This window comes from Candidatus Planktophila sp. (genome assembly GCA_030681675.1).
GTDB lineage: Bacteria > Actinomycetota > Actinomycetes > Nanopelagicales > Nanopelagicaceae > Planktophila.
Window position 1 is genome coordinate 41,400 of record JAUXRP010000007.1, and the last position, 11,313, is coordinate 52,712.

General features: G+C 47.1%; 10 protein-coding genes and 1 pseudogene. 4 read left to right on the forward strand and 7 right to left on the reverse strand.

Annotated elements, in window-relative coordinates; translation table 11 throughout:
- Nucleotides 1–18: 18 nt before the first annotated feature.
- Genes Q8K48_02375 through Q8K48_02390 form a run of 4 tightly spaced genes read right to left on the reverse strand, consistent with a single transcriptional unit; the run spans nucleotide 19 to nucleotide 4,963 of the window.
- Nucleotides 19–1,617: an ABC-F family ATP-binding cassette domain-containing protein gene (locus Q8K48_02375; GenBank protein MDP1851246.1), complete on the reverse strand. Its 1,599-nt coding sequence runs from the start codon at nucleotides 1,615–1,617 to the stop codon at nucleotides 19–21.
- A gap of 18 nt (nucleotides 1,618–1,635) precedes the next feature.
- The gene (locus Q8K48_02380; GenBank protein MDP1851247.1) at nucleotides 1,636–3,156 is read right to left on the reverse strand and encodes a DNA topoisomerase (ATP-hydrolyzing); all 1,521 of its coding nucleotides are present in this window, start codon (nucleotides 3,154–3,156) and stop codon (nucleotides 1,636–1,638) included.
- Nucleotides 3,157–3,182: 26 nt separating this feature from the next.
- Nucleotides 3,183–4,064, reverse strand: coding sequence for a carbohydrate kinase family protein (locus tag Q8K48_02385; protein MDP1851248.1), 882 nt, complete (start codon nucleotides 4,062–4,064; stop codon nucleotides 3,183–3,185).
- A complete protein-coding gene (locus Q8K48_02390; protein ID MDP1851249.1) occupies nucleotides 4,061–4,963 on the reverse strand; it encodes a pseudouridine-5'-phosphate glycosidase in 903 nt (300 codons plus the stop codon). The genes Q8K48_02385 and Q8K48_02390 overlap by 4 nt, the downstream gene beginning before the upstream one ends.
- 38 nt (nucleotides 4,964–5,001) lie before the next feature.
- Between Q8K48_02390 and Q8K48_02395 the strand changes: the two genes are divergently transcribed.
- Nucleotides 5,002–6,108, forward strand: coding sequence for an alkaline phosphatase family protein (locus Q8K48_02395; GenBank protein MDP1851250.1), 1,107 nt, complete (start codon nucleotides 5,002–5,004; stop codon nucleotides 6,106–6,108).
- A 3-nt stretch (nucleotides 6,109–6,111) separates the two neighbouring features.
- On the opposite strand, the gene Q8K48_02400 is transcribed toward Q8K48_02395, so the two are convergent.
- The 3 genes from Q8K48_02400 to Q8K48_02410 are packed head-to-tail and all read right to left on the reverse strand — an operon-like array spanning nucleotide 6,112 to nucleotide 9,106.
- Nucleotides 6,112–7,083 carry a magnesium and cobalt transport protein CorA gene (locus Q8K48_02400; GenBank protein ID MDP1851251.1) on the reverse strand — a complete coding sequence of 324 codons (972 nt, stop codon included), beginning with the start codon at nucleotides 7,081–7,083 and terminating at the stop codon, nucleotides 6,112–6,114.
- A 9-nt stretch (nucleotides 7,084–7,092) separates the two neighbouring features.
- Complete coding sequence (gene sepH, locus Q8K48_02405; protein MDP1851252.1) at nucleotides 7,093–7,878, reverse strand: septation protein SepH; 786 nt, start codon at nucleotides 7,876–7,878, stop codon at nucleotides 7,093–7,095.
- Nucleotides 7,871–9,106 carry an MFS transporter gene (locus tag Q8K48_02410; GenBank protein ID MDP1851253.1) on the reverse strand — a complete coding sequence of 412 codons (1,236 nt, stop codon included), beginning with the start codon at nucleotides 9,104–9,106 and terminating at the stop codon, nucleotides 7,871–7,873. Before Q8K48_02410 ends, sepH begins: the two co-directional genes overlap by 8 nt.
- A 35-nt stretch (nucleotides 9,107–9,141) precedes the next feature.
- Between Q8K48_02410 and Q8K48_02415 the strand changes: the two genes are divergently transcribed.
- The 3 genes and pseudogenes from Q8K48_02415 (at nucleotide 9,142) to lepB (ending at nucleotide 11,203) form a co-directional block, all read left to right on the forward strand.
- Nucleotides 9,142–9,906, forward strand: coding sequence for an inositol monophosphatase family protein (locus Q8K48_02415; GenBank protein ID MDP1851254.1), 765 nt, complete (start codon nucleotides 9,142–9,144; stop codon nucleotides 9,904–9,906).
- Between the two features lie 100 nt (nucleotides 9,907–10,006).
- A pseudogene (rplS, locus tag Q8K48_02420) lies at nucleotides 10,007–10,339 on the forward strand (50S ribosomal protein L19).
- A 210-nt stretch (nucleotides 10,340–10,549) separates the two neighbouring features.
- Entirely contained in the window at nucleotides 10,550–11,203 is a 654-nt protein-coding gene (gene lepB, locus Q8K48_02425; protein MDP1851255.1) for a signal peptidase I, read from the forward strand.
- The last annotated feature ends 110 nt before the right edge of the window (nucleotides 11,204–11,313 follow it).

The window sequence follows — 11,313 nt, forward strand, 5'->3', positions numbered from 1 at the left end:
TCTATGTACGGGGCTTAATTAATCGATAGAGACTAAGTCGAAATACTCCTCTTTCCACAGATCTTCATCACCATCTGGCAGCAAGATAACGCGCTCAGGTTTTAATGATTGAACTGCACCTTCATCGTGGCTCACCAAAATAACTGCGCCTTGATACTCACTCAGTGCACCTAGAATTTCAGCACGCGATGCAGGATCTAAGTTATTTGTTGGCTCATCAAGGAGCAGTACATTTGCCGCTGAAACAACAAGTACTGCAAGGGCTAAACGTGTTCGCTCGCCACCCGATAAGACTTTAACGGGCTTATGAACATCATCACCGATAAATAAGAATGAACCAAGAGTATTTCGCGCCTCTGGTTCGCGCAGATCTGGCGTTGCAGACATCATGTTTTCAAGCACTGTACGTTCGAAGTCTAGTGACTCGTGCTCCTGGGCATAGTAACCAATCTTTAATCCATGACCATGCTCGACGGTGCCTGTGTCAGATTCAAGTTCTCCAGCTAAAATTCTAAGAAGCGTAGTTTTACCGGCGCCGTTAAGACCAAGGATGACAACGCGTGATCCTTTGTCGATGACACATGAGACGTCAGTGAAGATTTCCAGCGAGCCATAAGATTTTGAAAGCTCTTCACCAGATAAAGGAGTTTTGCCACATGGGGCGGGGGTTGGAAAGCGCAGGCGAGCAACTTTGTCGCTTACGCGAACATCTTCAAGACTGGATCTAAGTTTTTCAGCACGACGTAACATGCCTTGGGCCGCCGTTGCCTTGCTAGCTTTAGCGCGCATCTTTTCGCCTTGCTTCTGCAAAATCTCGGCGCGCTTTTCGGCGTTAGCGCGTTCTTTCTTGCGGCGATGTTCATCTTGTTCGCGTTGTAATAAATAAGCTTTCCAACCTAAGTTGTATACATCTATGACGTTACGGTTAGCGTCTAAGTAAAAGACTTTATTAACAACCGTCTCAATCAAGTTAGTATCGTGAGAAATAATCACAAGTCCACCAGAGTATTTAGATAAAAAATCACGCAGCCAGACAACTGATTCAGCATCTAAATGGTTAGTTGGCTCATCCAGAAGTAGCGTTTCAGCGCCACTAAAGAGAATTCGGGCCAGCTCAATTCGGCGACGTTGACCACCAGATAATGTTGAGAGCTCATGGCCAAAGACCGCTTCGGTCACACCTAACGATGTTGCTATCGCTTCAGCTTCGGCAGTTGCGGCATATCCACCTGCTGCACTGAATTCATGTTCAACACGGGTGTATCTATCCATAGCCTTTTCAAGGGCTTCGCCCTCGGTAGTAGACATCTCCTCTTCTACTTGACGCATGCGATGTGAAATCTGATCTAAATTACGGGCCGACAAGATGCGCTCGATTACCGAACCAGGTTCATCGCCTGTACGAGGATCTTGTGGCAGATATCCGATTTTCCCTGTCCGATTTACCGCCCCACCTGCAGGCATTGTCTCTCCGGCCAGCACTTTTGCAAGCGTTGATTTACCCGCACCATTTCGACCCACAAAGCCGATACGGTCGCCGCTATTTATACGCACGGTGACACCCTTAACCAGCAGGCGGGCACCTGCACGTAGTTCGAGGGCTTGAGTAGAAATCACACCGTATTCTAGCCGAGTTTATGCAGCGCCAATTCTCGTCTTTCGAGGCGTAGCAAATGACTTAGATACGGCAGTTAACTCCTCAGACACTTGGGCTTTGATCGCATCATCGCTCTTGAGTAGTTTTGTTAACTCAGTGATTATCGATTTTAGTTCTTTCTGTTCGCTCTCAAGTTCTAATGTGCTCATCTTGGTCAGACGGCGAAGTGGCATATCTAAGATATACGTTGTTTGCTCATCATTTAAGGAGAAATCCTTCATGAGCTTTTCTTTGGCAGTTGCAGCATCATCACTAGCGCGGATTATCTTTATAACTTTATCGATATCGATAATCGCCTTTAAGAGTCCGTCGACTAGAGTCAAACGTGCCTGAGCCTTAGCTTTGCGGTACTCACTTCGTCGACGCACTACTTCTATTCGGTGATCAATGAATACTCGGAGGAGCTCTTTTAATCCAAGAACCTGCGGGCGACCTTTAACTAATGCAACTGCATTTATCGAGAAGGCATCTTCCATAGGTGTTAATGAATATAGTTGTTCAAGAACTTTCTCGGGCTCAAAACCATTTTTGATTTCAATCACAACGTTAGTGCCGGTCTGTCCATCGGTTAAATCGATGATGTCGCTAATGCCCTGAATTTTTTTGGACTTTACAAGGGCTGCAATTCTCTCCACGACTTTTTCAGGTCCGATAGTAAATGGAAGCTCTTTGATAACAAGACCCATTTTCCGTGACGTAACTTTCTCAATCTCAACACTTGCACGCACTTTAAATGAACCTTTACCGGTGGCATAAGCCTCACGGACGCCGTCAAGACCAACTAGTTCGCCACCAGTAGGAAAATCTGGACCGGGAATATATTTCATTAACTGCTTAACTGTAGCTGTTGGATTTTCAATCAAGAACTTAGTGGCCGCGATTACTTCTCCTAAGTTATGTGGCGCCATATTAGTTGCCATACCCACAGCGATTCCTGAACCGCCATTTACGAGCAGGTTGGGATATGCAGCCGGTAGAACTAACGGCTCAGATAGTTGTCCATCATAGTTAGGGCCAAAATCAACAGTATTTTCATCGGCCTCAGCGACCATGGCCATTGCAGCAAGAGCTAGGCGGGCTTCGGTATAACGCATCGCTGCAGGACCTGCATCGAGTGAGCCAAAGTTTCCGTGGCCGTCAATGAGTGGAAGACGCATTGAAAAAGACTGCGCCATACGTACTAAGGCGTCATAGATTGCGCCATCTCCATGCGGGTGCAACTTACCCATTACTTCACCGACAACGCGGGCGCTTTTTACATGTCCGCGCTCTGGTCGCAGCCCCATATCGGCCATCTGATGAAGGATGCGGCGGTGTACCGGCTTTAAACCATCACGCGCATCGGGTAAAGCTCGAGAGTAAATTACAGAGTAGGCATACTCAAGAAATGACTCAGAGATTTCTTTGGAGACATCGATATCGACGATCTTGCCCGGATACTCTCCTGGTCTTGGGCCAATTACTTTTTTAACCTTGCTTTTCATCGGTGTCTTTGCCATGGGGGAGATTGTGCCAACTACATGGGTTAATTCAGGGGAGGGCGCGCCCCAACAGTTGCAACACACTTTGCAGCTAACGCTGTTCCGGCCGATAGGGCGGTCTCAAGGTCACGTGTTTCAAGCCACATGGGAATAAAGCCTGCGGCAAATGAATCTCCAGCTCCAGTTGTATCGACGACATTAGTTGTGACCGCCGCGACTCTTGCCGATTGGTCGTTATAGATGGCCATTGCACCGCGTGAGCCGAGTTTAATAACGACTAAAGGTGTGAACTTCTTCAAATTCTCTTCTGCCTCTTCAATGGTTGTGGCATCACCCAGATAAAGCGCCTCCTCGGCGTTGAGCAGGATGCCATCCATGAGACCTACCCACGATAAGACCTCTTCAAGGGGCACAATCTTCATCGCACCAGTTGTAGTTGGATCGAAAAATATAGGAATTGCGGCGGCTTTAATTTTTTTTATCATTGCCAAAACGGCATCGCGGCTGCGAAAATCAAGTAAGGCATAACCGCTTATGTATACACCATCGACATCTTCCAGAAGTGGCAGGTCGCTAACTTCTAGGTCGGCATTAGCGCCGTTATCCGGAAACATAGTTCGCTCACCATTGGCATCGACCAAGATAACAACGACACCGGTTGGCCGTCCGGAGCGCATTAAATTCAAATGCTCCACACCGTATTTATCTAAATCTGAGATTAAAGCAAAACCGACTGGATCATTTCCTACCCGTGCAACGAGTTGGGCTTTGGTATTTGTCCGCGTGATCCATGTTGAGACATTAGCTGCCTGTCCACCTGGGTGTGTTGAGATTCGACTTGCAGTGTCATTGCCGTAGTTAATACTCTCTTTGAGCAGGGCGATAACATCTAGAGCAAGGTCACCGATACATAGGATTTTCTTCATTGCAGAGCGACCGCAATGTCAGCAGCTAAGGCACAGTTAGATTTTATAATTTCTGTATTAATGGAGAGAGATTCACCATGGGATGCAATATGAAAATGCTCTAAGAGAAATGGAGTCACTGCTTTTCCATCAACTCCGTCATAGGCCGCTTTGGCTAAACCTGCAGCAAGAATTTGATCATGGCGTGCCTTTGCCATCTCTTTCTTAACTGGATTTGCAACTATTAATGATTTGAATTGAGTCGATATTGAAGTACGAGCTTTAATAATTGCAGCAATTTCATCGGGGCTATCAACTCGGTGCTCTATATCAAAACCCGAATCAGTTAAGTAGAAACCTGGAAAGCTATTGGTCTTAAAGCCAACAAGGCCTATTGCAAGGGTTTCAAGGCGCTCAAGTGTTGCATGAACATCAAGAATTGACTTTACACCGGCGCATACCACGGTCATATCTAGTTGAGACAAGGCTGTTAGATCTGCTGATTCATCGAAGGACTCATTTGCTCCACGGTGCACGCCGCCAAGACCGCCCGTGGCAAAGATCTTGATGCCTGCGATTGCAGCGATGTGAGCTGTGGCAGCAACAGTTGTTGCCGCACTTTTTCCCTGGGCAATAATGATCGCTAAATCGCGTATTGAAGCTTTGGAAATATCTTCACGATTGGCAATTGCCTCTAATTCGAAGTTTTCGAGTCCAACATGCACAACACCATCTAGAAGGGCGATAGTTGCTGGTACTGCGCCATGTGCACGGATAATCTCTTCACATTCGATAGCGACAGATAAATTGCTCGGACGTGGCAAACCATGAGAAATAATCGTAGATTCGAGGGCAACTAAAGGATTTCCAGCTGCGATTGCATCTGAAACTTCGGTGGAGTATTTAATTGCACTCTTCATATGCATAACCTTAGCGGATGTAGTGAGAAGATTGGCTCGTGCATTTATCGCAGATTACTCCATCGATTTTTTCAAGCCTTGGGCTAGGCACGGCCGAAGATTCAATTGATGCTGGGACTAGTCTGATGGGTCGCGAAATCCTTTTCCTGGTTGATGGTTTTGGAGCAGACGTTTTAGAAACTTTTGCCAGCGTTATACCAAACATCACACAGCTTAAACGGCATGCAATCGTTGACACTGCCTTTCCTTCGACTACGGCAACGAGCCTTGCGACGCTAACAACTGGAACGTTGCCAGGTGTGCATGGAATGTTGGGTTATACGGTGCAAGTCCCACGCAGTGGTGGTCGAATATTAAATGCACTTAAGTGGGATGAACGCGTTGATCCAACGAATTGGCAACCAGTGCCTACATTGTTTGAACGTGCAATGGCCGAAGGTATTAACGTTGCACATGTTGCCGCTAAACGCTACGAAAATAGTGGTTTTACACGTGCGGTCTTTCGGGGCGCTGAGTACAGAGGTGCCAACGTCGTGCCTGATTTGATAGCACACACTAAAGATGCACTTCGCAAGACACCATCGTTCGTCTATCTCTATATGAATGAACTCGATGTGGCGGGCCATAGTGATGGCGTGGGTAGCAAAAAATGGTTAGCAGCTTTAGCCATGATCGATTTGATGGTTGCAAACCTAATGAAAGAGATGCCGAAGGGAACCCGTATCTGGCTAACATCCGATCATGGAATGATAAATGTAGGTGAAAGGATTGTTATCGGCGATGAGAATCCGCTCCTAGAAAACATTGCAACAATTGCTGGCGAACCTCGAGCCCGTCATCTGTATTTGCGCCCTAACCACGATAACGCAGCGGCTCGCAGCGATGTTGCAAGTGTGTGGCAAGAGTTTTTAGGCGATCGCGTTGACATTTACACGCGCGAGCAGGCGATAGATAATAATCTATTCGGTGAATTGGTTAGCGCTGATTCACTTGATCGTATGGGCGAAGTCATTGCCGTAGCACAAGGCACGGTCGTGTTAATCGATCCGACTCGCATTGACAAAGAGAGTTCGATGGTAGGCCATCACGGCGCAGATAGCGATATAGAAACGCAGGTTGCTTTACTTACAACAACCTTAAATTAAAGCTTAGAGCCAATCGGCTTTTCTAAACTTGTAAAACAAAAATGAACTGAGTGCTGTGACAACTCCGAGCACTAATGGGTATCCAAACTTCCAACCGAGTTCAGGCATGAATTCAAAATTCATTCCGTAAATTCCAGCGACCATTGTTGGGCCGGCAGCCAAAGCAACCCACGCTGAAATCTTTCTAACATCCTCATTTTGGCGCATTTGAACATGAGCCAGATCGGCCTGCAACGCAGTAGTTAAAAGTGAATCCATGCCAGATGCATACTCGCAGGCACGTAGTAAGTGATCGAGAGTGTCTCTAAAAAAGGGCTTTAATGTTTCAGGTGTTTCCGTGTACGTTGAAGATACTAATTTCTGCAGTGGAATAACTAGAGGCTCAATTGCGTGTCGATACTCAATGAGTTCACGCTTAAGAAAGTAAATCTCTTGAGAAAAAGTCTGACGTTTGCCACCAAATACTTTGGTCTCTAAGTTAATCACATCATTTTCGAGCTCAGTTGCAATCACTTTATATTCATCGATTACACGGTCGACTACGGCGTGCAATACGGCAAACGGCCCTAGTTTTAAAAATTCAGGCTTTGCCTCTAACTCATGTCGAACAGTAACTAATGGAGTACCTTCGCCGTGGCGGACAATCACTATGAATTCTTTTTCAACGAAACAAATCAACTCACCCGTTGAAATTGCGCTATTGCGTTCATTGTAGAAAACCGTTTTTAAAGTGAAGAAAGTTAGTCCTTCATACTCTTCAATCTTTGGTCTTTGTTGGGCATGTACGGCATCTTCAACTGCAAGTGGGTGAAAGTTAAGCTCACCGACGACATGTTCGAACTCTTCATGAGTTGGTTCGGACAGACCAAGCCAAACAAATCCTCCAGATGAGTGAGCGATATCTACTAAATCAGAGATGTCATCAGGACCGTTAACGCGGATGCCATTTTGATAAAGAGCTGAATCAACAATCATTCCTGTATTTTACTGATCCTCGGTTGGTTTTATTCCAAACATTATTTCATCCCAGCTGGGCACTTTTGCTCGAGCAACGATTCCATCACGTGTGGCCTCATCATCTGGGGCTTCGCGGATTACCGCTAGTCGCGGAATCTCTGATTCAAAGTTAGTTGCCTCGCGCATTGATGGATGATTTGATTCTGAGTACACAAGCCCCGGAGTAGACAAATGTGTTGGTCGCGGTGCGGGTTCGTCTCCCATCATCCAACGAGCATTTTCATCGAGGGATGCTATGAGACGACGCGTCGGATCAAAACTCCATTGTGCAACTCCACGTCCACTTGTGTGTGGGTAGTGAAGTTCGATGCTCCAAGTTCCATCTTCATGACGCCACGTCAGCCATGAGAGATCTGAGAGATCGATATTTCGTGGGGCGAGGCGCGAAAGAACTACCCCAAGAAGAGTTACGGGATCTCTTCCGCCCTCTTTGCGAACAGGTATCTGTTGTGCTTGATCAATAATATAAATGCGCTCTTGCAGAATTGGCCCAGAGAAGCGCTCAATCTTTTCGAGGCTAACATTATTTTCACGCGCGAGAACCTCTGGCAACTCACCGGATCGCAATCGACGCTGAATCTCTTTTATAGAGATAGCACCGCTTGGTTGCTCTGGCACCGACATCAGGTGCGGCTGATTAACCGAGGCACGTAATGAATCCGTTAGATTCACTGTGAACTCATTGCCATCACTATCGTGCAGCCGTAGATGGGTACCCTCATCGCTCTTGCCGATGAATTGCAGTTCAGTCATGTTTGGAAGAATAACTGATGAGCGCCTTATATGTGGTGAAGTAAGGCAGCGTGGCTACAAGTGAGGCTATTAAGAATCCTAAAGGAACCCAAAAAGAAATCTGCGCCCCAAATCGATCGATACTCCAACCAGAAACGGTACTGGCTAGAGCTCCACCCAGCGGCATACCCGCAACTACCCAACTCAAGGACTGCGTTATTTGATCGGGGGGAAGCGATGATTCAGCCACGCCATATGCGTTAATAATGAGAGGTGCTACTGCAACTCCATTGAAGAAAAGAGCGAGTGCAAGCGCCAGAATGGAGTGAGCAAATAGAAGCGGTATTGCTAACAGGGTCAAAGAGATTAAGAAAATTAAGAACCTCGCCGCATGTGAGAGCCTCCATTTGACTAAGCCATTAATCAGGGCTGCCACTGCGCTGCCACAAGCCCAAATGGCTAAAAGAATCCCCGAGGTAGATGAACGCCCCAATTCTGCGGTAAAGGCGACGGTAACAATTGCAATGGCACCAAAAAAACCGCCTACGAACATAATCGGAATCACAACGGCTTGTAGAGCTTTGCTCCTCATGGCAGCTGGAGGGCGTATTGTCCCGATGCGTGGAGATGGTGGAGGTTCAGTTGCTCGAAGATTGGCAAAAACCGGCATTCCAATAGAGAGAAAGACAAGTCCGGCAAGTAATCCTGCCGATGGGTCTATCGATGTTGCGCAAGCGGTAGCGATAATCGGGCCAACTATAAATACAAACTCATCATTGAGGGCTTCAAGTGAGTAAGCGGCATTAACGATATCTCTTTCATTGTGGCTCTTTGATGATGTATCGGCGCCGAGGACGTACAGCCATCGACGTCGAACTAAACCACCCAGATTAATAGAGCTCGCCTCTGCAACAATTATCGAAGCGAACCAACTCCACTTTGGAGCATCGTTCTGGACCAGAGCAATGAAAATTCCAATACCTATAAGTTTGAGTGGAAAAACTCTCATCAGTAAAGCCCGCTGTCCGAATCGATCGGCAACTCCCGACCAATAAGGCATCGCTATCGACATAGTTATCGCAGCCGTGGCACTTAAAGCACCGGCCAGAGCGTAGGAGTTGCTAGCTGCCACCACAATAAAGATGAGTGCGAGCGGGTCCATCGAAATCGGCATCCGCCCGATGAGACCGAAGAGAGAAAATTTCATTGCGCCGGGGCTTCGTGCCACAGTCGAATACGCCGAGAACATAGTGGGCAGTCTATGGCAGGGTTAGACTGGTCAGCATGAGTAATGAAAATCCGATTCTTGAGTTAGCGTTATCAATTGCACGCCAAGCTGGAGAGCTGCTAATGAATCGCCCGGCCTCATGGGATTTAACCGTAAAATCAACGGCAATAGATATCGCAACGCAGATGGATCATGCAAGCGAGAAACTTATTGTTGATGCAATTCTTGCCGCTCGTCCAGATGATGGAATCATTGGTGAAGAAGGTGCAAACCGTGAAAGCACTAGTGGAGTTACGTGGGTCATAGATCCTGTAGATGGCACCGTAAATTATTTTTATGGACTTCCTGGTTGGTCAATTAGCATCGCAGTTAAAGATGAAAACGGCGTATTGGCTGGAGTAGTTCATTCACCGACAACTCATTCGACTTGGAAAGCATCACGTAGAGGCGGAGCATTTCTAAACGATGTGAGAATTGAGTGCAACGATCCTGTCGAACTTAACCGTGCACTCTTATCGTCGGGCTTTGCCTATGATGTTGCCTCGCGATATGAGCAGTTGAAGATAGTAAACGCATTACTGCCACAGATCCGCGATCTTCGACGAATTGGATCTGCCGCGGCAGATATCTGCCATGTAGCCACTGGCTTAGTTGATGGATACTTTGAAACCGGGTTAATGGAATGGGATTTAGCTGCCGCCGAGCTCATTGCCCGAGAGGCAGGGGCGATTGTGGAAACTAAAGAATGGCATGGCTTCAATCTGACTATCGCCGCCGGTCCACATCTTTTCGAGCAGATTTCACGCGCAATTCCGGAGTAGCTCGACCTCGATTTACGCTCAGAGCCCCTTATATGGCAGGATACGCAGTCTGCACCGCCACAGCGAGTGCTGTTATCAGCAAAGAGAAAAAGGTACGTAGATGAACATCCTTGACGCCGTAGATGCAGTATCCCTACGCAATGACATTCCCCAGTTTCGTGCCGGCGATGAACTCAAGATCCATGTACGTGTTATCGAAGGTAGCAAGAGCCGCCTTCAGGTTTTCCAAGGAATTGTTATGCGACGCCAAGGCGATGGAGTCCGCGAGACTTTCACAGTCCGAAAAATCTCTTATGGTGTGGGCGTAGAGCGTACTTTCCCGGTTCACACACCTGTCATCGAAAAGATTGAGCTCGTTAAGAAGGGCGATGTTCGTCGTGCCAAGCTCTATTACCTTCGCGATCTTCGCGGTAAGGCTGCAAAGATTCGCGAAAAGCGCGATGGCATTGAAGGGTACGGCGACGGAATTCTCTCAACCCCAGTTGCAGTTATACCCGAGGCAATTGTTGTTGCTGAGCCAGTTGCAGTGTCCGAACCAGTAGCAGTCGAAGCGGTGTCCGAGGTTCCAGCGGAAGTTACGACAACAGATGTCGTGGCTGAATCTCCAGCTGACGAATCTCCACAAGCTTAAAGCTCCCAACTAATGCGCCGTAAGGGCTCAATATTCCGAGAGCTCCCTTTCCTTGTAGTGGTTGCACTTGTAGTCTCATTGTTAGCTAAGACTTTTATAGTGCAATTTTTCTATATCCCTTCGGGCTCTATGGAAAATACTTTACAAATTCAAGATCGTGTTGCCGTCAATAGACTTCCATTCTTATCTAAAAATATTTCGCGAGGCGATGTAGTTGTGTTTAGAGATCCCGCGAACTGGTTGCCAGAGGCGAGCGATAACTCCTCCTCACCTATTATTGCAAAAATCAAAACTGGATTAGTCGCAGTCGGAGTTCTTCCAAATCCTGCAAAGCAATATTTAGTGAAACGCGTCATTGGCGTTGCCGGTGATCACGTTGTCTGTTGTACAAAAGATGGCCTTATAACGGTGAATGGAACACCAATTACCGAACCATATATTTTTGCAGGAAATGCTCCAAGTGATTTGAATTTCGATGTGACGGTTCCAAAAAGGAAGATTTGGGTAATGGGTGATCACCGTGGGGCAAGTGCCGATTCGCGCTATCACCAAGATGATATAAATAAGGGAATGGTCCCTATATCTCGTGTAACTGGCAGAGTTTTTGCAGTTATCTGGCCGTTGAAAAGTGCAGCCTATATTCCACAGATAGACGTTGTTAAGTAGCACTTAGTGAAAGTGATTGAGCAAGGGCTCATCAATGCAGGTATCGCACCGATTGCAGGTGTAGATGAGGCAGGACGCGGAGCATGTGCGGGTCCACTCGTTATCGCTGC

Coding starts and splice junctions, on each gene's coding strand:
- Q8K48_02380 (MDP1851247.1), bottom strand. CDS start 3,156: ATGGCAAAGACACCGATGAAAAGCAAGGTTAAAAAAGTAATTGGCCCA.
- Q8K48_02385 (MDP1851248.1), bottom strand. CDS start 4,064: ATGAAGAAAATCCTATGTATCGGTGACCTTGCTCTAGATGTTATCGCC.
- Q8K48_02390 (MDP1851249.1), bottom strand. CDS start 4,963: ATGAAGAGTGCAATTAAATACTCCACCGAAGTTTCAGATGCAATCGCA.
- Q8K48_02400 (MDP1851251.1), bottom strand. CDS start 7,083: ATGATTGTTGATTCAGCTCTTTATCAAAATGGCATCCGCGTTAACGGT.
- sepH (MDP1851252.1), bottom strand. CDS start 7,878: ATGACTGAACTGCAATTCATCGGCAAGAGCGATGAGGGTACCCATCTA.
- Q8K48_02410 (MDP1851253.1), bottom strand. CDS start 9,106: ATGTTCTCGGCGTATTCGACTGTGGCACGAAGCCCCGGCGCAATGAAA.
- Q8K48_02415 (MDP1851254.1), top strand. CDS start 9,142: ATGAGTAATGAAAATCCGATTCTTGAGTTAGCGTTATCAATTGCACGC.
- lepB (MDP1851255.1), top strand. CDS start 10,550: ATGCGCCGTAAGGGCTCAATATTCCGAGAGCTCCCTTTCCTTGTAGTG.